The organism is Shewanella sp. GD03713 (assembly GCF_029843705.1).
Taxonomy (GTDB): Bacteria; Pseudomonadota; Gammaproteobacteria; order Enterobacterales; family Shewanellaceae; genus Shewanella.
In genome coordinates this window covers 1,468,623-1,495,328 of sequence record NZ_JAOCIW010000001.1, presented here as the reverse complement: position 1 = coordinate 1,495,328, position 26,706 = coordinate 1,468,623, and the positions used below count along the sequence as shown (strand labels likewise).

Genomic DNA, 26,706 nt, shown 5'->3' with positions numbered 1-26,706 from the left:
GCGTTCCTATCCGGTTAAAGTATGCCGTCGGCTTGACACTGAAGCCCTAAAATATCACAAAGCAAAAGCTGTGCCGACGCCCAAACCTCTTCGAAATGGGCCATTACGGGGGTCAAGGTTAACCACAAAATGAGCAGTCCACCAATCATAGTGATTGGGAAACCTATCGAGAAAATGTTCAGCTGCGGCGCGGCGCGAGTCATAACCCCAAAGGATAAGTTAACGAGCAGCAAGGCAATAATCGCCGAGAGCGACATGGTCAGTGCCGCGCCAAACATATAGGAGCCCCATTCCGCTAGCGAGCGATAACTCGTCAAACTTAACCCTTGATTCGAAATCGGTAAGGTCTCAAAACTGGCGACTAACATTCGGATCATCAACAGGTGTCCATCGACGGCGAGAAAAATCAACGTCGCTAGCAACAAAAAGAAGTTGCCTATCACTGGCGTTTGTTGGCCAGAACCCGGATCGACCATAGAGGCAAAACCTAAGCTGGTTTGCATACCGATGATCTGGCCCGTTAACACAAAGGTTTGCATCACCATTTGGGTTACAAAGCCCATGGCGACACCAATAATAATTTGCTGAGCGGTAATAAAAACAGCGCTTAAGGAAAAGAGCTCCGCATCCTTAACGGGCGGTAATACTGGCGCAATGGCCAGAGTGATAGCCACCGCTAAGAGTAAACGGACTCGAGTCGGGGTTGTCGTAGCACCAAACACCACCATGACCATCAACATGCTGGTCACGCGAAACAATGGCCACATGTAAGAAGCGATGGTTTGCATTAAGGTGTCGAGCAGCAGCTCCATCGGATTAGCCCACCACTTGGGGAATGCGGTTAACCATTTCGATAAAGAAATCCATGAGGGTTTGCACTAACCAGTGTCCCATAACCATCAAGGCCAGTAACGTCACTATCAGTCGAGGTAAAAAGCTTAAAGTCTGTTCGTTAATTGATGTCGCGGCTTGGAACACCGCCACAATGAGGCCAATACCCAAGCCCGGCAGCACGATGGCCGAAACCATCATAACAATCACGGCTAAGGCCTCACGGAAAATATCGATTAGGGCTTCTGGCGTCATCGCGAATCTCCGCTCGTCTAACCAAAGCTATTGGCTAGAGTACCCATCACTAGGCCCCAACCATCGACCAGCACAAACAACATGATCTTAAAGGGTAAAGAAACAATCATCGGCGAGAGCATCATCATACCCATGGCCATCAAGATACTGGCCACCACGAGATCGAGTACCAAGAAAGGCACAAATAACATAAAGCCAATTTGGAAGGCGGTTTTAAGTTCACTGGTGATAAAAGCTGGCACCAGAACACTCATTGGCGCTTCTTCTGGGGAGTTAATGTTTTGATACCCCGAGATATCGATAAAGGTTTTCAGATCTGTGGTACGCACCTGCCCTAACATAAATGCTCGTAATGGCTCTTTGCCCTTATCGAAGGCCTGTTGCAGCGTGAGCTGCTCATCAATATAAGGCTTGACCCCTTGGTCATAAATTTTGTCGAACACTGGCGCCATAATGAAAAAGGTCATAAACAGGCTCATACCAATCAAGACTTGGTTAGAAGGGGTCTGTTGTAACCCAATGGCTTGGCGCAAAATCGAGAGCACCACTATGATGCGGGTAAAGGAGGTCAACATAATGACCATGGCCGGGATAAAGCTCAGCGAGGTCATTAGCAACAGGATTTGCATGGTCACCGAATATTCGGTCGAACCATCGGCGGCGGTTTTTACGGTTACCGCAGGCAATACACCATCGGCCGCGCCCACCGATGCGGCAAACAACAGGGTACTAACCCCAATCAAGCTGAGTATGTACTTCATCATTGTTTTAATTTCGCCTGCCGTAGCTTGTCCGCAAAGGAAGTGGACTCAATTTCGATTGGCTCAGCTAATTTGTCAATTAAATTAACCTGTTGCCCGCTAACGCCCAACAAATACTGCTGTTCACCAACCTGAACTAACACCAAACGCTCCTTCTGCCCAAGCGATGTTACCGCGAGGGTTTTCAGCACACTGTGATTTGTCGGCACTAAATTAAATCGCCGCAGCAGGTACGCTAAAGCGAAGATAAGCAATAACACTAAAATAAGACCGCCAAGCATGCTCGCTGCGGCGGCCATTTGCGAGGGTTCAGCCACTTTCGTTGCTGTCGCGGCACTTTCGTTAGCAACGCTTGCAACACTCGCCTGAGTCGCTGCTACTAGACTGAGAATTACCGATGTGCTCATCTCGCTCCTTCAGGCTTCGTGTTTATCGATGAATTACTTAAGCTTTTTAATCCGTTCAGTTTGACTGATCACATCCGTTAGGCGGATACCAAACTTATCGTTAACCACAACCACTTCGCCATGGGCGATAAGCGTGCCATTGACCATCACATCTAGCGGCTCACCCGCGACCCTGTCCAACTCTACGACAGAACCTTGGTTCAGCTGCAGCAGGTTACGAATGCTGATATAGCTGCGACCGACTTCCATCGAAATCGTCACAGGGATATCTAAAATAGTGTCTAGTTTGGCGGCTTCGGCCTTACTTATTGGCTGCGAGTCGTCTACCAGCTCGTCAAGGTCAATGGCATTAGCTTCTTCCAATGCCTGTTCAGCCATGGCTGCAGCCCAATCATCATCTGTACTCATCTCACTTCACCTTTATAATTCGGATATGTCTCTGGCTTTGCCTTTACGTGTCACTAATTGCAGTTCGGATTTGACCGTTTCAGGACGTGGGATTTTTTCGTAAATTTTAAGTGCTAGATTATCGCGTGAACGCCCCATTTTACAGCGATACGTCGGTAAGTCTTCGATTTTCATCATAATGTATTCAGGCAGCTCGATCGGAATAATGTCCCCTGCCTTGAAGTTCATGACATCTTTGAGTGTGAGCTCATGTTCAACCACACTGGCATCAAATCCGACTTTCACATCCATAATCTCGTCATGCAGCGCCTGTGACCAACGCATATCCGTATCTTGTTTATCACTCTGCACACCCGCATCGAGTAGTTCACGGATAGGTTCAATCATCGAATAAGGCATAGTGATATGGAAGTCACCGCCACCGCCATCCACTTCGATGTGGAAGGAGTTAATCACCACCACTTCAGTGGGGCTGACGATGTTGGCCATCGCGGGGTTTACTTCGGAGTCTAAATAATCAAACTCGACATCCATCACTGGCGCCCAAGCATCTTTATAATCTTCAAAGATAATCTTAAGCAATAACTGCACGATGCGACGTTCAGTTGGGGTAAATTCCCGCCCTTCAATCTTGGCATGGAAACGGCCATCGCCGCCAAAAAAGTTGTCCACCAGAATAAACACTAAACGCGCTTCCATGGTGATCAGTGCCGTGCCTTTTAAGGGATGAAAGCGCACCATATTCAAGCTAGTTGGAACGAATAAGGTGTGTACGTACTCACCAAATTTCAACATTTGCACGCCGTTAATCGACACTTCGGCCGCACGACGCATCATGTTGAACATGCTGATCCGCAAGTGACGGGCAAAACGCTCATTCACAATCTCGAGCGTGGGCATACGGCCACGCACAATACGGTCTTGGGAGGAAAAGTCGTAGGAGCGAGCTTCTAGCCCCGCGGCATCAAGCTCATTATCCTCTTCGACGTCATCGACTCCGTGTAAGAGCGCATCAATTTCGTCTTGGCTTAATAAATCACTCACAGTATTGTCTTCGCCTCTTTAAGGTGCTGAAGATAAAAGGTTATTGCATAACAAAACCGGTGAAGAGTACTTTTTCAACCACTTTACGTCCGGTCACAGATTGCAAGGTATTTTGTACGCTCAGCAGTGCTAATTGTCGCAATTCATCTTTACCCGCCTGTGTACTTAACTTTTGCACATCGGCGCCACTAAAGGTGGTTAACAGCGCATCTTCAATCAACGGAATATGCTTTTGGGTCAACACATCATCGTCTTGGCCTCTGACCATCAGTTGTACTTTAATTTCAACGAGACGAGCACGGTCAGGCCCAGGGAGGTTAAATAAAAAGGGTCGTGGCATTGGCACATAGGCCGCCATTGCCGCATTGGCGGCAGGAGTGGTCGCCTCCGTTGCTGTAGCACCTTCGGCGGCGACTTCAGGCGTCTCATCACTGCTACCGAGGAAAAACCACAGGGCGCCCCCAATCAACAGGGCTGCAAACACGCCCGCACCGATAAAAATAAACTTCTTCTTACTTTTAGGTGCTTCGGTGCTTTCAAGTTCTAATGATTCTTCCTTGGCCATTTTCTGTACTCTTTAATTGGCTAAATTCGGGAATGGGATCAGGGCTTGGCGCATAATCCGCTTTATTACTATAGGTTACCTTCTTAAGCGTAATAATCTATACCTGAATTTAAACTAGTTGCTTGATTTAAACCTAAATCTAGCTCTTCTGCCGAGAAATCATCCACATTTCCACCGCTCGAACCGCCGGCTTCACCAAATCCCCCCTCGCGGCGTTGACCTTGGTCCCCTTGAGAAACATGACTGTCGGCCAATTGCATGCCCTGCTCCTGTAATAATTCACGTAGGCGAGGAATGGCTTGCTCTACAACATCGCGGGTTTGTGATTGTGTGACATGGAACTGCACTTGTGTCTGGTCGCCATGTACTTGTACTTTAACCAACATATACCCAAGTTCTGGCGGATCTAAGCGAATTTCCGCCTGTTGGATCCCTTGACTCACCATAGTCACTAATTGCTGCTTCATCACAGGCGAGAAGCGCTGGATCATCTCCTGCATTTGGTTTTGAGTTTCTACACCTTGGCGCAAGGAAAGCTGCACTTGAGGAATATCTTGACGCTGGGTTACCGGCGTTGTCAAAGAATGCAGTGAAGATACCGCTTTAAATTCCACAGGCTTAAACTCGCTGCCCGCCTCTTCACTACCTGAACTTAAAGCAGCAACCCTACTATCTTGCTGTGCATCGAGAGTAACCGCTAACTTAGCGTCTTTTAGCAAAAAGCCTGCGGAAATCTCGGCGCGGGATGGGGTGTCAGCAGTAAGACTCGAATCGATGGCGGTGGCAGCAGAGACATTAGTCGCTACATTAGTGCCTAAGGTATTAAGATCGTTAGTATTCGCGGCTGTTGCCGCATTCGTCGTTAATACATCACTCACAGAGGCATTGGCCGCTTTGATTGGTGTTTGATTATCAATGACTTGGGATCCCATACCTTGGGGTGCAAGAGCTTTATCTGCTGGCTGCGTCGACACATTTATCGCCTTAGCGCCAATTTCTGCGGTACCAAGCTCTTTTCCCCCTAATACGGGCTCACCCTCAATGGGTAAAATATTATTTTCGGGCGGTTTAACGAACTTTTCGCTGCGCAGACCTGTAAGTAACGCTGCATCATCAATCAAATGCGGCTCATCAACAGAGGTGCCTTGACTATCCGCTTCCGCAACAGTTACGGCCGCAACCAAAGCATCGACATCAGCAGCTGGAATCTGTGGCTCTACACTCTCAGTATCAGTGACATCAGCAGCTTGAATCGGTTGTTCTACACTTTCAGCATCAACGGCGTTCTGTTGTGAGGCTTGCTGTTGTAATAACTGTGCGGCGGCTTGCGCAGTATTTTGTCCGGCCACCTTTGGAGCGACAGCCCCAGAGTCTTCTGATTCAGTACTAACCTTCAGTTTGTTATCGCCAAGGCCAGTGTTAGTGGACTGAGCGAACTTAGCCATTTCATCGGAAAAAGTACCGTCAACAATAGAGCTGTCGGTCTGAGATTGATCATCGACTAATAACGAGGATGAGTCGGCATCGGCATCATCCGTTGCCGTGATATCAGCCTCAAGCGGCAAAGACTCGCCCGGCGCTGCCGCTTTCTTCATCTCATTTGCCATACCAATCTGGGCGAAAATCAAGTTGATATCGGCTTCATCATCAGTTTTGGTATCATCAGTGCTGGCTTCCGCTTTGGCAGATTTGACGGCCACATCCTGAGACACAGAGGTTTTAGTCGAGGGGGAAGATACGGATGTGACTGAAGCCAACGCTGCAGAAAAGTCTTCACTATTAGTATCTTGAGTCAATGCTTTACTTGAGCTAGCGCTATTTTTCGCGCTTGACGCTAATAGGATATTGTTCATTTGTTGCATATCAGCTCCTAAACATTCACCCGAAGACATAAAAACGTGTGGGCAAACGTCAATTTATGCGGCTATAGCCATCTCTGGTGTAAAGCAAGCAAATAAAGTGCCAATAAGTGAGGGTTACATTTAGAAGAAACAGCTTATACGCACAATGGCGAGCTTGGGTTAGGGTTTATTGCGGCGAAAAAACTGCTGAGAGGCAAATTCATCGGTCATCTTTTGCTCTTTTTTCAACTCAAGAGCTTGGCGTTTTTTCTCTTTATTATCCAAGAGCAGTTCAACCGCCTTGCGTTTCTTTTGCTTGTCAAGCCAATGTTGCTGACGATAGTTTTTCTGCTTCTCACCATCGGCGACCACACGATTTTGCTGGGCAATGGCCTCATCGATTTGCCGAATAAAACGATGGAATTGGTGATAATGGCTAGCGCTAATGGCTTGGCCCTGCTGGGACTGCATCTGCTTCATATAGTCCAAGCGATAATTGTTGAGTGCATCCAACTGATTTTGGCGCTTTTGACACTCTAGTTGCGCCGACTTTAGCAGCAGTGCGGCCTGCTCCTCTGCATCGAGGGCTAATTTCAACACAAGTAAGAGGGGATCGGCATTCGCCATAACAGTCTCGATTATTTACATTGTGCCGCGAGTTGCCCAAGCATGACTTGGCTATCGGCAAAACTAAAGGCATCACGCATGGTCTGCCGTAAAAAGGCATTCATCGCAGGTTGCAGGCGTATAGCGTTATCGATTCGCGGATCGCTGCCTTGGGCATAGGCACCAATCGAAATCAGATCCTTATTCTGTTGGTAGAGGGAATAAGTCTGCTTGACGCGGCGCATGGCTTCTAAGTGCTCGCTCGAAATCACCATTGGGGCCACACGGCTGATCGAAGCCTCAATATCGATTGCGGGATAATGCCCAGAATCCGCCAGCGAGCGTGAAAGCACAATATGTCCATCGAGGATCGCCCGAGAAGCATCGGCAATCGGATCCTGTTGATCGTCGCCCTCGGTCAGCACAGTATAAAATGCGGTGATAGAACCTTGTCCAGGCCCACCATTACCCGCCCGCTCAACCAAGCGTGGCAATTTAGCAAATACCGAAGGCGGATAACCTTTAGTTGCCGGCGGTTCACCTACGGCCAGAGCAATCTCACGCTGCGCTTGGGCGTAACGAGTCAGACTATCCATTAATAACAATACGTTATAGCCTAAATCACGAAAATACTCAGCGATACGAGTCGAAGTTTCACAGGCGCGAAGGCGCATCAAGGGTGAGGTATCGGCGGGCGCCGCCACCACAACAGAGCGTGCTCTGCCCTTTTCACCGAGGATTTCTTCAATAAATTCTTTAACTTCGCGGCCACGCTCCCCGACGAGTCCCACCACAATGATGTCAGCTGTCGTGCCCCGTGTCATCATCCCTAACAGCACACTCTTACCCACACCCGAGCCTGCAAATAGGCCCATACGTTGGCCCTTACCAACGGTGAGCATGGCATTGATGGCGCGCACACCCACATCGAGTGGTTCGGTAATCGCACGGCGAGAAAGTGGGTTGATGGCGTTACTGTGCCTTGGCGCCTGCTGTTCGGTCGATAACGCGCCAAGACCGTCTAACGGCACACCATTACCATCGAGCACGCGTCCCAATAGGGATAAGCCCACACTCAGCCCCGCTTGCTCACCGAGGGGGACGACACGGGCGCCGGGTAACACGCCGCGTAATTCCTCAATCGGCATAAGGTACAGCAGTTCATCGTCAAAACCGACGACTTCGGCAATCAACTCTCCAGCCATGGTTTCGATAGAGCACAGGCTGCCCACGGGCGCACGGCAACCACTCGCCTCTAAGGTTAAACCTACCACGCGCACAAGTTGACCACTGGCGACGGCTCGAAATGGCGGGACTTTGTCGATGCAATGATTCAGTTTATTCAGCAGTTGATGGCGGCGATTTTGCATCTTGCTCTCCATCAGCTTGCGACTCTGTACTCAGGGACTCGGTGCTCTGCGCCTCGTCACCTAGCTCAGCACCCGATAGCACTTTTGCGGCGTTTTCCTCATCGAGGACCGCTTGCCGTTGTTGCTGCTGATGACTCAAATGGAACTGTTGATTACGTAATGACTCAAACACCGCATCGATGCGCGAGGACAGGGTTAAGTCCACCAGCGAGCGTTGGCTGCTGATAATACAATCCCCAGAATTTAAGCTGGGATCGGCCTCTAACTGCCACTGATTACGGTTCAATTGAGTACTGGAATATAGCTGCTCCACCAAGGCAACATCATCGGGATGCATGCGAATACTGACGCTTTGCTCCTTGATTGGCAGAGATTCGACCCCTAAACGTAGCGCCGACAGGATTTGTTCTGGATGAGTTTTAAGTTCATGACCAATCACAGATTTGGCCAGCGCCATAGTGAGTGTCATTAAGGAATGTTCAATATCGCCATCGAGTAATTGCAATGGCTTTTCAAATTGGCTTAACAGCCCTTCAAAGCGTTGGATTAAAGTTTTAGCTTCAGCAAGCCCAGCCTCAAGCCCTTGCTCATGACCTTGGGCTAGGCCCTCGGTATGGCCTTGCTCTAAACCTTCGAGTCTGCCCTGCTCCAGTCCTTCGGCATAACCTTGCGTCTTACCTTCGTTAAAACCTTCTTCTTCGGCTTGAGCGCGAATATCTTCAATTTCCGCCATGGTAGGTGGCGCAATGGTTTCGGCGGCCACCGCCTTGGGCGCTTGCTGCGGCGAATAACCAAAGAGGTTTGAAATACTCACCTCTTCGGTTTGGGTCACATCGGGTAATTGCCAATGGCTGAACTCGATCTCCGAGTCGCTGACGACCCGATGGGACAATTTATTGTCGCTATTGTCACTCCGATTAGAGGAACTCATCGCCGCCACCGCCGCCTAACATGATTTCACCGCTGTCACTTAATCGACGCGCAATTGACAGAATTTCTTTTTGGGCGATTTCCACTTCGCTGATCCGGATTGGGCCCATGGCCTCTAAATCGTCACGCAGCAATTCGGCGGCCCGTTTTGACATATTGCCCAATATTTTGTCTTTGAGCTGATCGTCTGCACCTTTCAGCGCCTTCATCAATACATCCTGCTGCACTTCACGCAGCAAGGTTTGGATACCACGGTCGTCCACATCGATCAGGTTTTCGAATACGAACATTAAGTCTTGGATTTGCTGCGCCATTTCCTCGTCGGTTTCGCGCATGGTTTCCATCAACTGACTTTCGACCCCCGTATCGAGGTAGTTCATAATGTTGGCCGCCGCCTTTAGACCGCCCATCTTCGCTGCTTGCGCGCCGCCTTGACCGGCGAATTGCTTCTCCATGATGTCGTTTAATTCCTGCAATGCCGCAGGTTGCACTTCTTCAAGGTTAGCAATACGCATCATTAAGTCTAAGCGGGTATTCTCTGGGAACTGGCCGAAAATTTCCGCCGCTTGATCTGGCTCTAAATACGATAAAACAATGGTTTGGATCTGTGGATGTTCGTTTTGGATAATAGTCGCAACTTGGCGCGCATCCATCCATTTAAGGGAATCCAAACCTTTGGCGCCGCTGCCCATGATAATTTGTTCAATCAAATTACCGGCTTTGTCTTCACCTAGAGCCGCGGTTAACGCCTTACGGACGAACTCTTCGCTGTTAAAGCCAATAGAAGAATACTTTTGAATATCATCGAGAAACAGCTTATGCACTCCGATGACTTTTTCCTGCCCAAAGTCTTCCATGGCCGCCATCGCCATACCGACCTTTTGCACTTGCTTAGGTTCTAAGTGCTTTAAAATGGAGGCGGCATCGGCTTCACTCAAACTTAACAGTAAAATTGCCGTTTTTTCGATACCGCTGAGATCCTTAATATTGAAACTTGAGGTTTCAGCGGCGTCTTTTGATTTATTCTCAGCCATTGTCTTGTAACCAGTTTTTCACGACTTGGGTTGAAAGCTCGGGCTCATTGGCCACAAGCGCACGGATAGCTTTAATCATATCATCATCTTTATGCAGATTAGGGATAAGAATTGAGCCATCGTCGGCATAACTATACTCTGCTTCTTTGGTATTGAGCATCCCTAAGGTGTCGGCAGCGTATTGATCCTCAATCTCGGCCAGCTCATTACCCAATCTTGAATCTTCAGGCATGTTCACACTGTCTGGGTAGATTAAGCGTTTCAGCATTGGGCGCACCACAGCAAGGATCAGCACTAAGATAACTAAGGCACCGATACCTAACTTAACGGCACGCCAGAACCAAGGCTGTTCCCAAAGCTCAGGCGCAGGTACATCTTCAACCAATTGATCCATAAAGGGAACAGTGACCACCTCTAAAACATCACCACGCTGCGCGCTAAAGCCTACCGCGCCTTCCAGTAAACGGCGGATATTGGTGAGCTCTTGCTCAGTGCGGGCAACGCGCGCCACTTGACCATTTTCACCCGCAGCGCCCGGTTTAAAGTCCACGGCTACTGACACACTGACGCGGCGCACTACGCCAATTTGCTGACGGGTATGGCTGATGGTGGTATCTAACTCAAAATTACGGGTCGCTTCGCGGTGCGAGTTACCTGCCGTCACGCTTTCTGTCGCCTTGGTCGCATCCTGAGGAATATTTGACTCCATCGGAGGTTGGTTCGACAACGCGCCAGGAATACCGCCAGTTGAACCGCCTGTCGAATTATTCTCAACCGTCATTTCGCTACGCAGCGACGGTAAGTCAGGGTTAAAACGTTTAGCGGTTTGCTCAACCGCGGTGAAATCCATGCTCACATCCACTTGGGAGGTGAAATTATCTGGGCCAAGGATGGGCGAGAGAATCGAATCAATCTTGGTTCGGTATTCGGCTTCTTTTTGTTGAACCAACTCAAGCTCGCGGCGCGCCCTGGCAGAGATGCCATCTTGGCTGCCAGAGTTCAGTAAACGGCCGTTAGAATCTGTGACGGTAACGCGAGATGGCTCTAGGCCCTGAACGGCAGAAGCGACGATATCCACAATCGCATCGACCTCTCCTTGGCCTAAACCGCCACGACGAGTGTTAATCACAACGGTCGCACTTGGTTGCGCGGTATTGCGGGCAAACACGTTTTCCTTAGGTAACGCTAAAATCACTTTAGCGCGGCTAACACTTTGTAATTGTTCGATTGCGCGGGCGAGGTTTTCTTCTTGGCTATGCTTGAGACGAGCCTGCTCCATGCGTTGGCTCACGCCAAAACCACTGTCTTGGGTAAGAAAGTCTTGGGTCGATGCAGCAGGACTATTAACCCCTGCACGGCTAAGCATCATTTTGACTTCTTGGTATTTATCTTCTGGTACTTTAACAACGTCGACATCGATTTGATATTTGATCTTGTTTTTATCGAGTACGTCGAGCACTTGCACCATTTCCTGAGTCTCCATTTTACCCAATGGACGATACTCTGGTTCCTGTGCCCAGATCATGACGAACACCGCTAATGCCAAACAAATGGCAAGGGCTAAAATCATGGTGATTTGACGCATCATATCGACGCCACCGAGACTCCCCAGCACGCCGGATTTATTTTCCTGTTGGACCCCTTGGTCCATTACGCCGGCGTTTGATCCGACAATCATTTCTGTGCTCACGATTCGTACCTGCTAATTGCGTTATTCAAGGCCTAAACAGGCATGCTCATTATTTCTTTATAAGCTTCAACGAGCTTATTGCGCACTTGTACAGTGGCTTCAAAGGCAACACTGGCCTTTTCGCGGGCGATAACAGTATCAGACAAGCTCACGGTGGTATCACCCATTTCTAAGCGAGTCGAGAGGTTAGATGAGGTTGACTGCAAACCACTCACATTACCAATGGCTTGTGAAAGTAGCTGGCCAAAGTCAGCACCACTGGTGTTATTCACTTGCTGCACAATATTATTAGGTGAAATCCCAAAAGAGGGTTTGATTTCACCTTGAAGTGACTGCATTTCTTGCAGTAATGAATTCGCGCCAATTTGCATGTCGTGCTCCCCATCGTCGAGTTATTGACGATTAAACTCTCAAGATAACGAGGATATGCAAAACTACGGCCAAGTTTTTACTTGGCCGAGCTAAAAAGAATTGCAGAGGTCATAGGTGTGAAATCGCCAAAGGATAACCAGTGGCGATGGTGCTAGAAAGGTTGCAAAACTCGACTTAGTTAGGCAATTGAATCCCCATATCGCGCATTCTGGCCATCTTGTATCTTAAGGTGCGCGCACTGATCCCGAGTTTCTCGGCAACCAACTTACGGCTACCTTGGCATTGCGCTAGGGTTTCGATAATGATCACATGCTCCTGCGCCTTCAACTCTTCACCTAAACCTTCAGGTTCATTGGTGTATTCAGCTTCATCGGATGACAGAGGCACATCTTGGGCATCGATAATAATATCGTTGGCGCTAATCACAGCTCCAGCACGTAAAATTAACGCACGTTGAACAACGTTATCCAACTCGCGCACGTTCCCCGGCCAGCGGTGGCTGAGTAAACGACGACAAGCTGCCTCATCAAACTCAGGCAAATCAAGCACATTGAGCGCCTTCGCGTGCTTGGCTAGCAAATGCCGAGCTAAGGGCAAAATATCCGCAGGGCGTTGATTCAAAGCTGGCCAGGTCAGTGGAAACACGTTGATGCGATAATAGAGATCCTCCCGGAATTGCCCCGCGGCAACGACGGCCTTTAAATCCCGATTCGAGGTGGCAAGCACCCGAACATCTAACTTAATGGTTTTGCGACCGCCTAAACGCTCCACTTCACGCTCTTGCAATACGCGCAGCAGTTTAGCCTGAAGTCCCAAATCCATCTCTGAAATTTCATCGAGTAATAAGGTGCCGCCCTGCGCCTGCTCAAATTTACCAGGACACGCCTGATAAGCACCGGTAAAAGCGCCCTTTTCATAACCAAATAAGGTCGCCTCGAGCATATTCTCGGGGATGGCGGCACAGTTAATGGCCACAAATGCTTGGTCGGCACGGCTGCTATGTTGATGAATATAACGGGCTAGCACTTCTTTACCCGAGCCGCTTGGCCCAAGGATCATCACAGAGGCATCGGATGCGGCCACACGCTGCGCCAGAGACAAGAGCGCGAGACTCTTTTCGTCGGCAACCACTGGCTTATCACTATTTTGTTTGAGCGGTAAATAGCGGGAAACTTGATTGAGCAACACCTCTGGAGCGAAGGGTTTTGCCAGATAATCGACGGCGCCCAATTTAATTGCACTGACAGCACTGCCTATAGTGGCGTACGCCGTCATTAACAGCACGGGCAATTTGGGATGATGTTGCTGTAAGTAATTTAATAAGCCTAAGCCGCCAATCCCCTGCATTTGCACATCGCTGATCACAAGATCAAATTGATGTTGTTTTAGTACGATTATGGCTTCTTCACCTGATGCCACATCAATACAGTCGTATTGCGCCAACATTAAGGTATCGAGCAAAGCCTCACGCAGGGAGGCATCGTCTTCGACTAAGAGTAATTTGGCTTCAGACATAGGGTTTCTCCAGCGGCAATACAGCAGCCGATTTCGCCTGCGGGAAGGTTAGCGACACAGTACAACCCTTATTGGGCATGCAGCTTAATTGCAGTTGGCCGCCATGATTACGCACCACAGACTGTACAACGGCTAAGCCTAAACCAGTCCCCTGAGCTTTAGTGGTAAAGAAAGGTTCCAACACTTTTTGCTGCATTTTGGCATCCAATCCTTTGCCATTATCGATAACATTGAGATGTAACTGTTCATTGCTATCACTAGCAACGATTTGGATCTGCGTAGCCCCGGCTTCAAGACTGTTCATCACGAGGTTATTGACGGCTGAACTGAGCGCATTCACATTCGCCAGCATTAAGCTATTAGAAATATTGGTTACCGCCAGTTCAGCGCCATGCTTAGCAACTATTGGTTCACAGTTAGCAACAACATTCTCGATAACATCATTAAGATTAATCAGTTCGCCCAGCTCATCTTGACGTCCTTTGGCCATCAGCAGCATATCGTTAACTTGTCTTTCCAATTCATTAAGTCTATCAACCAATTTCTGTTGAAACTTAGTCTTGGCAGATTCCGATAATTTGGGACTGGCCAGATTAGCAGCATAGAGCAGTGCAGCCGACAGTGGAGTCCGCACCTGATGCGCCAGCGTCGCGACCATTTTGCCGAGGGCTGACAGGCGCTGCAGATGGGAAAGATTCTTTTGCAGTAGACGAGTTTCGGTCAGATCCGTCAGCACAATTAATTGGCCAGGTTCCGGCGTTAATGGGGTAATCGCAAATTTGACTCGGCGGCCATTGCGTAATGAGACTTCATGGCCATCATCGTCCTGTGGCGCAAACGCCGTATGGATCACATCAATCCAGCGGGCGCCGCATAACGACTGCTCCAGCAATTCGACGGCAACGGGGTTTGCATCAGTGACAATACCATCACCGTTCAAAATCACCACGCCAGAGGGCATAGCCTGTAAAATATGCTCCATCCGATTGGACATATTGGCGGCCTCACGCAGTTGGTTCCATTGTTTGCTAGTGTGCTTGAATGTTTCAATTTGCGCTAGTGGATGAGCAGACATAGTCACTCCGTCAAAAAATTGCTTATGACGGAGTGCTTGCAGATTCTATGCCAAATTAAGAAATGAATTTAGATAGATAAAACAATAAGATAAATAACATCAAAATGACTATTCTTTCGTCATTCCGTACTTACGCATTTTCTCAACCAAGGTAGTACGGCGAATACCGAGCATTTCTGCAGCACGCGCAACGACGTTATCCTGCAGCTCTAACGCCTGGCGAATCATATCGATTTCAAGCTCTGCCAGCAGATCCTTGAGGTTAACGCCTTCAGGTGGTAACTCACTGGGGAAACGCGTTTCAGGAATTTCAACTGGCTCTTCGCTGGTGAAAATCGAAGCGAGCGCATCACGCTCCTGTTGCTCTTCACTCATTTCAACACAGTATTCTGGCACATCAATGTGGCGATATTTAACAGGCAGATCGTTAACATCAACTAAGCCACCTGGATACAAGATTGTGAGGCGCTCAACTAAGTTAGATAATTCTCGAACGTTACCTGACCAAGCATGTTCTTTTAACGATTCAATAGCACGCTGAGTAAAACGAACTTTGCCACGGCCTTCGTTATAGACTCGGCTTACCAGCTCTTGCAGCAGTAAAGGCACGTCATCTTTACGGTCGCTTAATGCCGGCATCTCGATCGGAAAGACGTTGAGGCGATAATACAGATCCTCACGGAACTCATTACCCGTGATCATACTTTCAAGATCTCTGTGGGTTGCAGCTACAACGCGGACATCGGCATTGATAGTCTTAGTGCCGCCAACACGCTCAAAGACACGTTCTTGCAACACGCGCAGCAATTTTACCTGCATTTGCAAAGGCATATCGCCAATTTCATCGAGGAACAGCGTGCCACCTTCGGCAAGTTCGAAACGGCCCTTACGAGAACTAATTGCCCCAGTAAAAGAGCCCTTTTCATGGCCAAATAATTCACTCTCCAATAACTCAGGCGGAATCGCGCCACAGTTAACCGGAATAAAAGGACCATCTCGGCGCTCAGATAAATAATGAATGTTCCGAGCAACCACTTCCTTACCCGTCCCCGACTGACCCAGGACTAATACAGTGGCATCAGAGGTGGCGACTTGGCTAATCAAGTGACGCACATTGGCAATGCCTTCACTACGACCCACTAAGCTACGAAACAGTTTGGTTTGATTTGCACTGGTTGGGACTTGTGGACGTTTGACTTGCCCATAAACCTGACAAAAATGCAGGAGTTCGGTTAGTTGTGGGTAGTTTAATGGCTCTTCAATGTGACCCAGTACATTCGACACTTGCAGATCATCTACATTGCCAAATAACAAAATGGGTTGCCATGGGTACTGACTCGCAAGTGACTTGAGAGCATCAGCTGGCATGTTATCAGCAGTGACCACTAAAGCGCGGAACCGGGTATCTTGCAGACAAAGACTTAACTTTTCGATGGCGACGATTTCAATCTGCTCACCCAAAAATTCAAAAATGCAACACAGGCGACTTAAGCGCTCTGATGGGGTTCCGACAAGTAAAATTCGTTGATCTGTTTGCATCATTCAGTAGGCCGTAAAGCGCTAATTAGGTATCAATTCGCATTAATTATTTATGATTAGTTGCTGTAAAAGCTTAACAAATTCAATGTAACAATCTGTGCCACCATCACTACTGTGATGAATATTGTATTATCAGCAGTCGAGAAGCAAGCCTCGAATGCCGATTCTGCCAAACTGAATTGATTTTAGTTCATTTAAGCTATGATTCTAGCTAAAAAGGTCAATTAATTGACACAAGACAAAAAAGACGCACTTTAGGGTGCGTCTTTTTTATTACTTAAAAGTAGGGTTAACGAGCTTCTTCAGTATGGGAAGATATATTGTGTTTATCTACAGGGATGGCATCCCACCCTTCTTTGATGGTTCGTAAAATATCACAAACATCATCAATGGCCTTTACATCGTTATTGAGGTTAGCTTCAGAAATCTTACGTAACATAAAATCGTATAACTCACTCAAATTTTTAGCTATTTGCCCACCGGCATCCATGTTCAAACTATTACTTAAACCAGTAATAATACCGATAGCTTTATTAATATAAATACCTTTATTGGCCAAATCATTTTGCTCAATAGCGTAACGGCTTTGTGCCAAACGTTGCAGCGCTCCAGCAAACATTAACTGAATGATTCGATGCGGTGAAGCTACAGTGATCTCACTTTCTAACGAAACCTTACGATATGATTGCAGTGAACCTCTCATAAACACCTACCTATTTGAATCTATAGTCTCGTAAACACTGATCTTGCGCTTATTCTTACTGCCCGCATGTAATAATGCTTGCCTGTCCGCCATGATGTGATTTGCCTTAATAGTGAACTCTTTAGTGAGGTCAAGCTGACACTGAAGATAATCAGCGTCCGTCATGCTAGCATCAGCCACTAATACATTGAGTAAAAGTTGACGCTCTCCAACGAGTACCTGCAAATTTGACACCAACTCGTCAGTTTGAGGATATTCTGCGGGGATGCGAGTTAACTGATTCAATGTGTCGCTGAGCGTTATATTAAGTTCATTAAGTTCATTAAGTTGTTTCACTAGACGTTTCCTTACTTACTAACTCTTTTTAACTGCTCCAGGAAGCGAGTTTAAACTAGCTTGTAAACCACTACTCTGCTGGTTAAGTTGTCCTACGACAAGATCCATTGCATTAAACTGTTTTGTTAAACGGGCAGTTTTCTGGTCCATTTTAAGAGTAAAAGCTTCTCTTTGTTCTGCTAACCTACTTTGCTGATTAGTATAACTTGTCTCTCTATCTGCAATCACGCCTCGGGATTTAACATAGCTTTCAGAAACATCGTAAAACCGATTAGCTAAGCCTTTTTCTGGTGTAGCAAAGAGAGCTTCAACACTAGACATATCCTCAGAAAGCACTTTATCAAGCTTAGTATCATCAATAGATAACTTACCATATCTATCTGTTGTGATACCTATATCATACAAAGCTATAGAACCACCATCTTCGGTAGGCACTCGTTCGCTCGCAATACGACGGAGTTGTGATTCAATCGAACGGATCATCGAGTCGCCCTGCAATGCCGCTGCAGTATTTGTATCTTGATCGTAGGATGACAGCTCATCGACCGTTGTAACTAAGCTATTGTAGGCATCAACAAATGCCTTAACGTTTGTTTTAACTGCATCGTTATCTTGTTCTATTTTGAGTGAAGTGGTTTTAGTAAGATCAGCATCTGTTAACTGTAAAGTCACACCTGTAATCGCATTCTTAACTTCATTAGTTTGCGAGGTGACTTTTTGATTATCAATGTAGAGGACAGCATTTTTTGCATCTTGAAGCGTTGTGGTATTCATTGCATCAAACATATTGCTAAGGCCAGAGCCTGTGGTATCTGTAGCCGTGATGCTGATTTGGTTATCTTCGCCAGATTTATCGGAACTAAAAACTAATCGACTTCCGGCGTCACTGGTTATAACGGTGGCAGTGACACCGACATTATCGGGTGCTTCATTGACTTTTTTCGCTATCGCATCAAGAGAATCCGTTGCCGATACGTCCACGGAAAAATTATTACCATTGACCCCAAAAGCTAGACTCCCCTCACCGACACCTAATGCAGGATCAGTTACATTCGTTCCAGCAATTTTATGATTGACAGCGAGCTGTTCAACTTTAATAGCATAACTACCTGTTTGAGCTGTTTTATCAGCAGTTGCAGTTAAATATGTACTATTACTAACGGATATTTTGCGTTGATTTAAAGCCTCACCGGTTTGTAATTTTTTTACGGCATCCTGAAATGTCGTCAGTGCGCTTTTTAAGGTTCCCATAGCAGAAACCTCAGCTTTAATGCTGTCTTCTTGTGCTTTAAACATTGCTTCTTTAGGAGTTTTTTCAGCATCCACTAATACTTTTACAATGTTATCAACATCTAACCCTGAACCAATACCTGTCGCTGTTAATGCCATATAAACCTCTTACCTATCAACGGATATATAAAATTGTGTGAATTTTAAGCCTCTGTTTTCATCAAAAGCCCAGTCACTTCAGACAGTTTTTCGGCTAACTTGAGCGCTTCCTCACTGGGCATCTGCCTAATCACATCACCCGTATCTCTATCCAACACAGTGACGACGGCTTGACCAGAGTTTTCATCTACTTTAAAAGCAAGTCCTTTACGCATCATTGACATCATATCAGAAAGCTCAGATGCCACTTGAGTTAACTTTCTTGGATTTTGTTCATTCTCTGCCGCACTCTGCTCTGTAGACTGTTCAACCGCAGATACGGCAGCATCGCGTTTTAATTCAACATCCGCCGTAGGTGCTTTCAGTGGTACTTGAGCCAAATCAACACGGTTTGAAGCCGCCATTGATGTGCTTGCTATATTAATATCCATAGCGATACCTCACCATCTTAAGCATTTGTCTTTAACTGCCTAACAAACACTATAACTTTAATGACTATTTATGCGGCAAAGGGAGATCCGTTTCCGAACCTCCCTTATAACCTTATACTTCAATATGTTATTAAAGCAGTGATAAGGCCACTTGGGGTAATTGGTTAGCTTGCGCCAACATTGCTGAACCTGTTTGTTGTAACACTTGGTTCTTGGTCATTTGCGATGTTTCTTTCGCAAAGTCAACGTCTACAATACGGCTCTTCGCATCAGCAACGTTAGCTTGCGTATTAGCACTATTGCTGATGTTATAAGCTAAACGGTTTTGTATAGCACCTAATTTTGCCCTTTGGTTATCAATTGACTTAATTGCTGCATCAATATTTGTTAATGAAGTACTTCTCTGGGCTGCAGTAGAAACCTTAACATCCGAAGCCTGTACATTTAGAGCACTTGCAGTCACTTTAGACACAGAAACCGCTATATCCTCTTTATTCTGGTGTCCCACTTGGAATGTCTTACCAGTAGCAAATGAACCATCCAGTAACTTAGTGTTACCAAATGCTGTTGTATTAGCAATAGCAGTAATCTCAGTTGCAAGCGCGTCCAGCTCTGATTTTATAGCATCAAGATCGGATGTAGAATTTGAACCGTTTTCAGACTGAATAGTCAGATCACGCATACGTTGCAACATATTAGTTTGTTCTTGCATCGCGCCTTCAGCAATCTGTGCAATAGAGATCGCATCGTTGGCGTTACGCATACCCACTTCTAAGCCACGAACCTGACTATTTAAACGGTTAGAAATAGCTAAACCTGCTGCGTCGTCTTTTGCGCTATTAATGCGCAGACCACTGGATAAACGTTCCATGGAGGTGGCCAAGCCGCTTGCTGAAGTATTTAGGTTTTTCTGTGCTTTCAAAGATGTAACGTTTGTGTTTACTGTAATGGCCATGATCGTTTCCTCTTTATACCTGGCTTTATCTAAACTTGCCTGTCTGCTTAAGCCAGGCGGGTCTTAGTGGTTACAGTATATTTAACGGCCATCTTTTTTTTATCTTTAGTATTATTTTTAAAAAATTTTTATGTTTATAAAAAATCTTTTTTTTCATAAAGATAAAGCTTTTCAATTAAAAACTTTGCCTACTTTTCTAATCGTAGCTAGAAAAAGTAGGCAAAAGTACTCTACAAAAGATACGCTAACTTAAGCTTAGCCCAACAATGACAACGCCACTTGTGGTAATTGGTTTGCTTGAGCGAGCATCGCAGACCCAGTCTGTTGCAGTACTTGGTTCTTAGTCATAACTGACGTTTCTTTCGCAAAGTCAACATCCACAATACGGCTCTTCGCATCGGCAACGTTAGCTTGAGTATTAGCACTATTACTAATGTTATAAGCTAACCTATTCTGAATCGCACCCAAGTTTGATCTTTGCTTATCAATGGCTTTAATTGCTGCATCAATATTTGTTAGTGAAGTACTTCTCTGGGCTGCAGTAGAAACCTTAACATCCGAAGCCTGCACCTTTAGAGCACTTGCAGTCACTTTAGACACAGAAACCGTAATATCCTCTTTATTCTGGTGCCCCACTTGGAATGTCTTACCAGTAGAAAATGAACCATCCAGTAATTTAGTGTTACCAAATGCTGTAGAGTTTGCAATTGCTGAGATTTCAGAGGCTAATGCATCAATTTCTGATTTAATTGCATCAATATCAGAAGTTGAGTTCGCACCATTTTCTGCTTGTACGGTCAGGTCACGCATACGCTGTAACATGTTAGTCTGTTCTTGCATCGCACCTTCAGCAATCTGGGCAATGGAGATCGCATCGTTAGCGTTACGCATACCTACTTCTAAACCACGAACTTGGCTATTTAAGCGGTTAGAAATAGCTAGACCAGCAGCGTCATCTTTTGCGCTGTTAATACGCAGACCGCTCGATAGACGTTCCATAGAGGTTGCTAAACCACTACTGGAGGTATTTAAATTTTTCTGTGCCTTCATCGAAGTCACGTTGGTATTAACTGTAATAGCCATAATTTTTTCCTCTTCTAAGTATCTTGCCAAGACTTCGAAGCTTGGCCATTTCCAATCTTGAAACTACCTATGTATTCAGGTTGTTACCCCAAAATATCACGCTTAAATATAATCAAACAGGGAAACAGAACCCACCTTACTAAACACGCTAGAGACTGCGTTCAATGCAAGCTGCTGCTTTGCAAATTCCGTAATCGCTGACGCGTAATCAAGATCCTCAAGTAGAGAAAGAGCAGATGTATTCAACACTTGTTCCTCGATGTGAGTATCTTTGTAGCTTTCAACGGCTTTCAGATTATTCCCCGCCACACTTCTGGCAGAACTGATCTGATTGACACCACTATCGATGTCATTCAATATCTGTGCCAACTGAGATCGACCTTGAGGTGTGTTAGCTGAATTAGGATCTTCAATTAATGCGATCGCACGACTGATTGTATCGAAAATGCTGACTTCAGACTGTGGCTCCATGGTGAAACTATCGCCAGCGCTGGGTTTTCCAGAAATGTTGACTTCAATACCATTAAAACTTACAGGGGTTGCCGCATCAAAATTAGCAATGTTCGCCACTGGATTATTGGCTGAATCAAGTACTTGTAAATTGGTTCCACCAGAACCATTATCTGAAAAATTAAATGTATATGTATCAGCTAGATAAGTTGCTGGATCAGCAATCTTCGCCGTTTTAACACTAAACTCGCCCTGCTGGCTGGCCAAATAATTGACACTATAATCGCCAAGTCCATTGGGGGCTTTCATAAAAGCGGTGTCGCCAGGGACATTAGTTCCTAGTGCAACGCCAGACTGCACTAAACTATTTCGAATGCCAGAATCACCGCTATAAACTATTTTGGGTGGTGTAGAGTTATCGAAAGCAAAAGGCTCTTTATCAGTGCTGTAGCCAGAAAACATATAATTGCCAGATTCATCCTTACTATTGGCAATAGATAAGAGTTCTTCTAAGCTGCCTTTCATTTCATCGGCAATCATTTGCCGCTCAGAATCCGCGAGAGTGCCGTTTACCGCTCGCATAACTTGTTCACGTATGGAAGATGCCAGATTTTCGGCACTCCCCAACTTACTTTCAGTTACTGCTAATCGATTAGTCGCGTAGTCAATATTCTTCATAAATTGATCGACTAAGGCATTGCGTTGATTCAGGTTATCGATACCTAGCGCCGCGACAGGATCATCACCTGCAGTATTGACTTTTTTGCCACTACTGAGCTGTTCGAGGATCTTGCTAGTTGCCGTTTGCTTTTGCAGTACACTCGTAATGCTTTGATTAAAGATCTGCGCGGATGATAGTCGCATGATTAAATCTCCTAACGCACTGAAGTTAATAGGGTGTCAAAAATTTGTTGTGCCGTAGTCATGATACGGGCTGAGGCTTGATAAGCTTGTTGAAAACGCATTAAATTGGCGGCTTCTTCATCTAAGTTGACGCCCGATTCGCTTTCTACTCTGGCATAGGCTTGTTGGTAAATAGCCTCTGCAGACCCTACACGCACTTCGGCCGCTTTTGTCTTACTGCCTATGTCAATTTTTGTATTTTCAAATACATCCGCTAAGGTTGACTTCCCCCCATTCATCACTTTACTTTCACTCAATTTGGCCATAGCAACGGCGTTAGAGTTGTCGCCTTCAGCAAAGGCTAGGTTAAAGGTAAATCTGTCATTACTGGCGGCTGCGGTACTATCAACTTCAAAGGTAAAACCAAAGGCACTTATACTTGGGGGAGTATAAGGAGCGGCAGCGCCAAGGGAGGTTCCGGAGGCATCAAATGCTTCATAGGTTGGAGGTATCGCGGTGGTATCGAGCTGGATCGTCAATTCACTGCCAGTAATAGGAAAATTGGCTGCACTGCGATTCGTAATTTGCGTCAACTTAACTTGGGTATTACCTGAGTTCGCTGCATCAGCGGTTATTTTAGGCGAAGCGGCGGCAATGCCTTTTGGATCCGTCATTTCAACGGTAATGCCGTTAGCGGCGCCCGCAGTAGGGCGAATAACAAAGCGATCACCTGAAGCCATCGCCCCAGCTTTAATATCGATTGAAAATCCAGCACCACCTTCTAAGGTCGACCCATTTAAGGTCAGTGGTGTAATTACCCCGGTTTCTGTATCCCTTAATTCATAGGAGGCCGGCGCAGTAAAAGATAACTCATATGAGCCACCCGTTAATAAACGCGTATCATCAATATTCACACCTAAAGTTGCGTTACCAGTATTGTTTGAATAGCCACCAACACGACCCAATGACATTAAAGGATCATTAATATCCCTAAAGATATTCGATCCAACTTGACCATTGAGATCAAATCCTTGAGCTTGCATTTTATTGAAGTTATCAGCAATCCCTAGGGCTAACTGATCGAGCTCGTGACTTGCCGGAATTAATGTTTGATCACGGTACTCAAACAGCGCACCTAATTGCCCGCCTAATTTACTCGGATCGGCAGCAACACTTTGTGAGCCAATACTTGACGTCAATTGCAATTCATTGGGAAATGGATCTCCAGTTTTAGTATCCATCGTCATGGCGATTTCACCGGAAACCAACATCACCGAGCCGCCCAACATAATGCTTTTGGCACCATTCTCTTGAGGAATAACATTCACTTGAGCATATTGGCTTAGCTCTTGAATGAGCGCATCTTGTTTATCTAATAAAATCGGATCTTGGTTAGGTGATTTCATCAATTCAAGGTTGAGATTAGCAAGCTCAGTACTGATCTCATTGATGCGCTTAGTCATGCCAGTAATTTGATCATTGGTCTGATTAAGTTGCCCATTCAAGGTCGACTGCATTTGGTTCAAACTGCTCGCCAATTGTTTAGCATCGTTTAAGGTTGAGCTACGAATACCTAAATCTGCGGGTAAATCCGCCAAGCTGTTGAGGCCAGAAAACAAATCGTTCAAGCTCTGTGGTACCACTTTGCCAATTTGGGAGAAAATTTGGTCTAGCTCACTTAGCTTGCCAAAGCTGGCCTCGGCTGCACTCAGAGTCGTTTGGCCAATACGCAACTCGCGCGCAGCGTAATCGTTATAAATACGTTTTACATCAGAGACATAAGTACCTGTACCATAAAAACCATTTCCAAGACGTTGGGAGTCTAAGGTGGTTTGGGTTGCCACTTGTCGGTGATAACCCGCGGTATTGGCGTTAGCAATGTTATTACTGGTCACCCCTAGTTGCGACTGCGAGGCTAGCACCCCTGTACGGGCAATGTTTAATAGATCGATAGCCATTAGCCGACACTCCTCAGAACTAATAACCTATGAAGATTTATCATTTGTCTTCTCCTTGCAGTATCGACTTAAGCTCTTGGCTTATTGTCTGCATCACTTTAATGACTTTCTCAGCATATTTTGGATCGGTGGCATAGCCCGCATCCTGCAATGCACGAATAAATTGGGTTGGTGAAGCGGCGACTTTTTTAGCATCTTGATAACGCTCACCCTCAGCGATAAAGGATACGAAATCGTTAAAACTGTGCTCAAAATCAGCATACACACGGAAATCGGCTTTTTGTCTAACGGCAATACCCTGCTCAAATTCCAAGGTACTCACGTTAGCCTTATCACCTTGCCAGCGACGGTCGGCTTTAATATTGAACAGGTTATGGCTAGGCGCGCCATTATTGCCACGGACAATTTTTTGACCCCAACCAGTTTCAAGTGCCGATTGTGCCAATAACACTTCGGGTTTAGTGCCAAGTGCTTTGGCGGCTTTTTCCGCATGGGGATAAAGCGTCGCCAAAAATTCTTCACGGCTACCAAACTTAAGCGTCTTTTGCGTTTCTCTAAATGCCACTGTCGGCAATATTTGGCCGCTGATAACAGGTTCTATCGGTGATAAGGGTTGCTCAGACCAGCTTGGCTTAGGTGTATCTATCGCCAACAAGCGTTCAGGTCGGTCAATGTCTAAGGAAGAAGTGACACCATCGGCCTTTTCAAATTCAACATTTGGACGCGCTATCGATACAGGTACACCTTGTACGGCTTGTTCTGAAGTGTTGCTATTTATAGCTTCAGCAGTCGATGGGGCTTGAACAGGAATATTAAAGGCTTTAGCGTCATGTTCTAGTTTCATGCCACCATCATTACGTAGCACCGATGCAGGTGTTAGCTGGCTTGACTCAGGAGACAACTGCTGCACCATCATATCAGCCAGCCCCAGCACACCTTTATCCGATAAGTCGACGGACAATTGCTGATCCCGCATCTGCTCATAAAATTTGGTGTATTGACTATTGAGAGGACTGTCTGACTCGAACACCGCATTAGCATCACGCATGCTCTTCATCAGCATTTGCACAAAAACGCCTTCAAATTGTTGGGCAACTTTTTTCAAAGCGCCCTTTTCATCTTTCTGAGCCTGGGCGCGCAGGTTATCGAGCCCGCCCAGATCAAGAAAATGTGATGAACTTGAAAGCTTTTCCATGATTTTCCCGACAGAAATTAGATGATGATAAGTTCACCATGCAAAGCACCTGCCACTTTTAACGCCTCCAGAATGGCAAGGACATCTGAAGGGGCTGCACCGACCAAATTCACGGCGCGCACTAATTCATCTAAGGTCGTGCCGGGATTAAACATAAACATCCTGCGATCACTTTCAGTCGCATTTATCGTGCTATTGCTGGTCACTGTTGTTTGGCCATTGGCTAGCGCATTTGGCTGAGACACCTGAGTCGCTTCGGCGATCGTCACCGTCAAACCACCATGAGTCACAGCCGCAGGTAATAACTTGACGTTCTGCCCAACGACTATCGTGCCAGTGCGCGAATTCACAATCACTTTGGCAGACTCCTCAGCAGGTTCCACCTCAATATTTTCGAGCGTAGCTAAAAAAGACACCCGTTGTGATACATCCCTTGGCGCACTGACTTGAATCGACGTTGCATCCAATGGGCGTGCCATATCAGGGCCGAGCAGATCATTAATCGCATCGGCCATACGCTGCGCGGTCGAAAAATCCGAGCGACGTAGGTTAAACGTCAAATAATCGCCAGTAGAAAACGGCGTAGCCACACTGCGTTCAACAATTGCGCCGTTAGGAATACGGCCAACCGTTGGCGTGTTTTGAATCACTTTCGAACCATCCAAACCATCGGCACTAAAACCACTTACCACTAAGCTGCCTTGGGCAATCGCATATACATTGCCATCAACCCCTTTGAGGAAGGTTTGCAGTAACGTCCCACCACGTAAGCTTTTTGCTTCACCTAGGCTTGAAACGGTCACATCCAATTCTTGGCCTGGTTTAATAAACGCTGGCATATCGGCATGCACAGCAACCACGGCCACGTTTTTGATTTTGGGTCTAAAATTTTCAGGCAAATTGATGCCGAAATTTTTAAGCATGGTGGTGAATGTTTGCTCTGTGTAATTGGTTTTCTCACCCGTACCAGGCAACCCCACTACTAAGCCATAACCAATTAACTGGTTATTTCGTACCCCTTGCACATTGGCAATATCTTTAATGCGCTCGGCTTGGCTAGGCAGTGAAAACACCAGCATGGCAACCGCTAAAATCAGTTTCAATTTCATGATACGACTCC

The 26,706-nt window shown here is 46.4% G+C and carries 27 protein-coding genes; all 27 read right to left on the bottom strand.

Annotated features, from left to right (window positions below; genetic code table 11):
• Positions 1 to 14 precede the first annotated feature (14 nt).
• Entirely contained in the window at positions 15 to 812 is a 798-nt protein-coding gene (gene fliR / locus N5E87_RS06700; protein WP_279775187.1) for a flagellar biosynthetic protein FliR, read from the bottom strand.
• 4 nt (positions 813 to 816) lie between these two features.
• Positions 817 to 1,086 carry a flagellar biosynthesis protein FliQ gene (fliQ, locus tag N5E87_RS06695; RefSeq protein ID WP_011622080.1) on the bottom strand — a complete coding sequence of 90 codons (270 nt, stop codon included), beginning with the start codon at positions 1,084 to 1,086 and terminating at the stop codon, positions 817 to 819.
• A gap of 17 nt (positions 1,087 to 1,103) precedes the next feature.
• Positions 1,104 to 1,850, bottom strand: a complete 747-nt coding sequence (fliP, locus tag N5E87_RS06690; protein WP_089068186.1) for a flagellar type III secretion system pore protein FliP — start codon at positions 1,848 to 1,850, stop codon at positions 1,104 to 1,106.
• The gene (fliO, locus tag N5E87_RS06685; RefSeq protein WP_279775186.1) at positions 1,847 to 2,254 is read right to left on the bottom strand and encodes a flagellar biosynthetic protein FliO; all 408 of its coding nucleotides are present in this window, start codon (positions 2,252 to 2,254) and stop codon (positions 1,847 to 1,849) included. The genes fliP and fliO overlap by 4 nt, the downstream gene beginning before the upstream one ends.
• A gap of 33 nt (positions 2,255 to 2,287) precedes the next feature.
• The gene (gene fliN, locus N5E87_RS06680) at positions 2,288 to 2,662 is read right to left on the bottom strand and encodes a flagellar motor switch protein FliN (RefSeq protein WP_011622077.1); all 375 of its coding nucleotides are present in this window, start codon (positions 2,660 to 2,662) and stop codon (positions 2,288 to 2,290) included.
• Between the two features lie 12 nt (positions 2,663 to 2,674).
• Positions 2,675 to 3,706 (bottom strand): flagellar motor switch protein FliM, encoded by a 1,032-nt coding sequence (gene fliM, locus N5E87_RS06675; protein ID WP_011716423.1) that lies wholly within the window; start codon positions 3,704 to 3,706, stop codon positions 2,675 to 2,677.
• A gap of 40 nt (positions 3,707 to 3,746) precedes the next feature.
• Entirely contained in the window at positions 3,747 to 4,271 is a 525-nt protein-coding gene (gene fliL / locus N5E87_RS06670) for a flagellar basal body-associated protein FliL (protein ID WP_055647465.1), read from the bottom strand.
• An 83-nt stretch (positions 4,272 to 4,354) separates the two neighbouring features.
• Positions 4,355 to 6,133, bottom strand: a complete 1,779-nt coding sequence (locus tag N5E87_RS06665) for a flagellar hook-length control protein FliK (protein WP_279775185.1) — start codon at positions 6,131 to 6,133, stop codon at positions 4,355 to 4,357.
• Positions 6,134 to 6,292: 159 nt separating this feature from the next.
• On the bottom strand, positions 6,293 to 6,739 hold the full coding sequence (gene fliJ / locus N5E87_RS06660; protein ID WP_055647463.1) for a flagellar export protein FliJ: 447 nt from the start codon (positions 6,737 to 6,739) through the stop codon (positions 6,293 to 6,295).
• A gap of 11 nt (positions 6,740 to 6,750) precedes the next feature.
• Positions 6,751 to 8,088 carry a flagellar protein export ATPase FliI gene (gene fliI, locus N5E87_RS06655; protein ID WP_088585295.1) on the bottom strand — a complete coding sequence of 446 codons (1,338 nt, stop codon included), beginning with the start codon at positions 8,086 to 8,088 and terminating at the stop codon, positions 6,751 to 6,753.
• Positions 8,057 to 9,019 carry a flagellar assembly protein FliH gene (gene fliH, locus N5E87_RS06650; protein WP_279775184.1) on the bottom strand — a complete coding sequence of 321 codons (963 nt, stop codon included), beginning with the start codon at positions 9,017 to 9,019 and terminating at the stop codon, positions 8,057 to 8,059. Before fliH ends, fliI begins: the two co-directional genes overlap by 32 nt.
• Positions 9,006 to 10,052: a flagellar motor switch protein FliG gene (fliG, locus tag N5E87_RS06645; RefSeq protein ID WP_011716417.1), complete on the bottom strand. Its 1,047-nt coding sequence runs from the start codon at positions 10,050 to 10,052 to the stop codon at positions 9,006 to 9,008. Before fliG ends, fliH begins: the two co-directional genes overlap by 14 nt.
• Positions 10,045 to 11,730 (bottom strand): flagellar basal-body MS-ring/collar protein FliF, encoded by a 1,686-nt coding sequence (fliF, locus tag N5E87_RS06640; protein ID WP_279775842.1) that lies wholly within the window; start codon positions 11,728 to 11,730, stop codon positions 10,045 to 10,047. The genes fliG and fliF overlap by 8 nt, the downstream gene beginning before the upstream one ends.
• Before the next feature lie 44 nt (positions 11,731 to 11,774).
• Positions 11,775 to 12,113, bottom strand: coding sequence for a flagellar hook-basal body complex protein FliE (gene fliE, locus N5E87_RS06635; protein ID WP_011716415.1), 339 nt, complete (start codon positions 12,111 to 12,113; stop codon positions 11,775 to 11,777).
• Between the two features lie 175 nt (positions 12,114 to 12,288).
• Positions 12,289 to 13,629: a sigma-54 dependent transcriptional regulator gene (locus tag N5E87_RS06630; RefSeq protein WP_279775183.1), complete on the bottom strand. Its 1,341-nt coding sequence runs from the start codon at positions 13,627 to 13,629 to the stop codon at positions 12,289 to 12,291.
• Entirely contained in the window at positions 13,622 to 14,704 is a 1,083-nt protein-coding gene (locus N5E87_RS06625) for an ATP-binding protein (protein WP_037424795.1), read from the bottom strand. Before N5E87_RS06625 ends, N5E87_RS06630 begins: the two co-directional genes overlap by 8 nt.
• A 108-nt stretch (positions 14,705 to 14,812) precedes the next feature.
• Positions 14,813 to 16,246 carry a sigma-54 dependent transcriptional regulator gene (locus tag N5E87_RS06620; protein WP_279775182.1) on the bottom strand — a complete coding sequence of 478 codons (1,434 nt, stop codon included), beginning with the start codon at positions 16,244 to 16,246 and terminating at the stop codon, positions 14,813 to 14,815.
• 286 nt (positions 16,247 to 16,532) lie between these two features.
• Positions 16,533 to 16,946, bottom strand: coding sequence for a flagellar export chaperone FliS (gene fliS, locus N5E87_RS06615; RefSeq protein WP_037424797.1), 414 nt, complete (start codon positions 16,944 to 16,946; stop codon positions 16,533 to 16,535).
• A gap of 6 nt (positions 16,947 to 16,952) precedes the next feature.
• On the bottom strand, positions 16,953 to 17,282 hold the full coding sequence (locus N5E87_RS06610; protein ID WP_037424799.1) for a hypothetical protein: 330 nt from the start codon (positions 17,280 to 17,282) through the stop codon (positions 16,953 to 16,955).
• Positions 17,283 to 17,300: 18 nt separating this feature from the next.
• The gene (gene fliD, locus N5E87_RS06605) at positions 17,301 to 18,671 is read right to left on the bottom strand and encodes a flagellar filament capping protein FliD (RefSeq protein WP_086903731.1); all 1,371 of its coding nucleotides are present in this window, start codon (positions 18,669 to 18,671) and stop codon (positions 17,301 to 17,303) included.
• Between the two features lie 44 nt (positions 18,672 to 18,715).
• Positions 18,716 to 19,102, bottom strand: a complete 387-nt coding sequence (locus N5E87_RS06600; protein ID WP_011716408.1) for a flagellar protein FlaG — start codon at positions 19,100 to 19,102, stop codon at positions 18,716 to 18,718.
• A gap of 130 nt (positions 19,103 to 19,232) precedes the next feature.
• Positions 19,233 to 20,057 (bottom strand): flagellin, encoded by an 825-nt coding sequence (locus N5E87_RS06595; RefSeq protein WP_086903733.1) that lies wholly within the window; start codon positions 20,055 to 20,057, stop codon positions 19,233 to 19,235.
• 255 nt (positions 20,058 to 20,312) lie between these two features.
• Positions 20,313 to 21,140 carry a flagellin gene (locus N5E87_RS06590; RefSeq protein ID WP_086903734.1) on the bottom strand — a complete coding sequence of 276 codons (828 nt, stop codon included), beginning with the start codon at positions 21,138 to 21,140 and terminating at the stop codon, positions 20,313 to 20,315.
• Between the two features lie 102 nt (positions 21,141 to 21,242).
• A complete protein-coding gene (gene flgL / locus N5E87_RS06585) occupies positions 21,243 to 22,454 on the bottom strand; it encodes a flagellar hook-associated protein FlgL (protein ID WP_011716405.1) in 1,212 nt (403 codons plus the stop codon).
• An 11-nt stretch (positions 22,455 to 22,465) separates the two neighbouring features.
• Positions 22,466 to 24,391, bottom strand: a complete 1,926-nt coding sequence (gene flgK, locus N5E87_RS06580) for a flagellar hook-associated protein FlgK (protein WP_279775181.1) — start codon at positions 24,389 to 24,391, stop codon at positions 22,466 to 22,468.
• A 40-nt stretch (positions 24,392 to 24,431) separates the two neighbouring features.
• Positions 24,432 to 25,586: a flagellar assembly peptidoglycan hydrolase FlgJ gene (flgJ, locus tag N5E87_RS06575; RefSeq protein ID WP_279775180.1), complete on the bottom strand. Its 1,155-nt coding sequence runs from the start codon at positions 25,584 to 25,586 to the stop codon at positions 24,432 to 24,434.
• A gap of 17 nt (positions 25,587 to 25,603) precedes the next feature.
• Positions 25,604 to 26,695: a flagellar basal body P-ring protein FlgI gene (locus N5E87_RS06570; RefSeq protein ID WP_279775179.1), complete on the bottom strand. Its 1,092-nt coding sequence runs from the start codon at positions 26,693 to 26,695 to the stop codon at positions 25,604 to 25,606.
• Positions 26,696 to 26,706: the final 11 nt, after the last annotated feature.

Bases quoted from the DNA above. Each gene is read 5' to 3' on its own strand.
- fliR (WP_279775187.1), bottom strand. From the start codon at position 812: ATGGAGCTGCTGCTCGACACCTTAATGCAAACCATCGCTTCTTACATG.
- fliQ (WP_011622080.1), bottom strand. From the start codon at position 1,086: ATGACGCCAGAAGCCCTAATCGATATTTTCCGTGAGGCCTTAGCCGTG.
- fliP (WP_089068186.1), bottom strand. From the start codon at position 1,850: ATGATGAAGTACATACTCAGCTTGATTGGGGTTAGTACCCTGTTGTTT.
- fliO (WP_279775186.1), bottom strand. From the start codon at position 2,254: ATGAGCACATCGGTAATTCTCAGTCTAGTAGCAGCGACTCAGGCGAGT.
- fliN (WP_011622077.1), bottom strand. From the start codon at position 2,662: ATGAGTACAGATGATGATTGGGCTGCAGCCATGGCTGAACAGGCATTG.
- fliL (WP_055647465.1), bottom strand. From the start codon at position 4,271: ATGGCCAAGGAAGAATCATTAGAACTTGAAAGCACCGAAGCACCTAAA.
- N5E87_RS06665 (WP_279775185.1), bottom strand. From the start codon at position 6,133: ATGCAACAAATGAACAATATCCTATTAGCGTCAAGCGCGAAAAATAGC.
- fliJ (WP_055647463.1), bottom strand. From the start codon at position 6,739: ATGGCGAATGCCGATCCCCTCTTACTTGTGTTGAAATTAGCCCTCGAT.
- fliI (WP_088585295.1), bottom strand. From the start codon at position 8,088: ATGCAAAATCGCCGCCATCAACTGCTGAATAAACTGAATCATTGCATC.
- fliH (WP_279775184.1), bottom strand. From the start codon at position 9,019: ATGAGTTCCTCTAATCGGAGTGACAATAGCGACAATAAATTGTCCCAT.
- fliG (WP_011716417.1), bottom strand. From the start codon at position 10,052: ATGGCTGAGAATAAATCAAAAGACGCCGCTGAAACCTCAAGTTTCAAT.
- fliF (WP_279775842.1), bottom strand. From the start codon at position 11,730: ATGATTGTCGGATCAAACGCCGGCGTAATGGACCAAGGGGTCCAACAG.
- fliE (WP_011716415.1), bottom strand. From the start codon at position 12,113: ATGCAAATTGGCGCGAATTCATTACTGCAAGAAATGCAGTCACTTCAA.
- N5E87_RS06630 (WP_279775183.1), bottom strand. From the start codon at position 13,629: ATGTCTGAAGCCAAATTACTCTTAGTCGAAGACGATGCCTCCCTGCGT.
- N5E87_RS06625 (WP_037424795.1), bottom strand. From the start codon at position 14,704: ATGTCTGCTCATCCACTAGCGCAAATTGAAACATTCAAGCACACTAGC.
- N5E87_RS06620 (WP_279775182.1), bottom strand. From the start codon at position 16,246: ATGATGCAAACAGATCAACGAATTTTACTTGTCGGAACCCCATCAGAG.
- fliS (WP_037424797.1), bottom strand. From the start codon at position 16,946: ATGAGAGGTTCACTGCAATCATATCGTAAGGTTTCGTTAGAAAGTGAG.
- fliD (WP_086903731.1), bottom strand. From the start codon at position 18,671: ATGGCATTAACAGCGACAGGTATTGGTTCAGGGTTAGATGTTGATAAC.
- N5E87_RS06600 (WP_011716408.1), bottom strand. From the start codon at position 19,102: ATGGATATTAATATAGCAAGCACATCAATGGCGGCTTCAAACCGTGTT.
- N5E87_RS06595 (WP_086903733.1), bottom strand. From the start codon at position 20,057: ATGGCCATTACAGTAAACACAAACGTTACATCTTTGAAAGCACAGAAA.
- N5E87_RS06590 (WP_086903734.1), bottom strand. From the start codon at position 21,140: ATGGCTATTACAGTTAATACCAACGTGACTTCGATGAAGGCACAGAAA.
- flgL (WP_011716405.1), bottom strand. From the start codon at position 22,454: ATGCGACTATCATCCGCGCAGATCTTTAATCAAAGCATTACGAGTGTA.
- flgK (WP_279775181.1), bottom strand. From the start codon at position 24,391: ATGGCTATCGATCTATTAAACATTGCCCGTACAGGGGTGCTAGCCTCG.
- flgJ (WP_279775180.1), bottom strand. From the start codon at position 25,586: ATGGAAAAGCTTTCAAGTTCATCACATTTTCTTGATCTGGGCGGGCTC.
- N5E87_RS06570 (WP_279775179.1), bottom strand. From the start codon at position 26,695: ATGAAATTGAAACTGATTTTAGCGGTTGCCATGCTGGTGTTTTCACTG.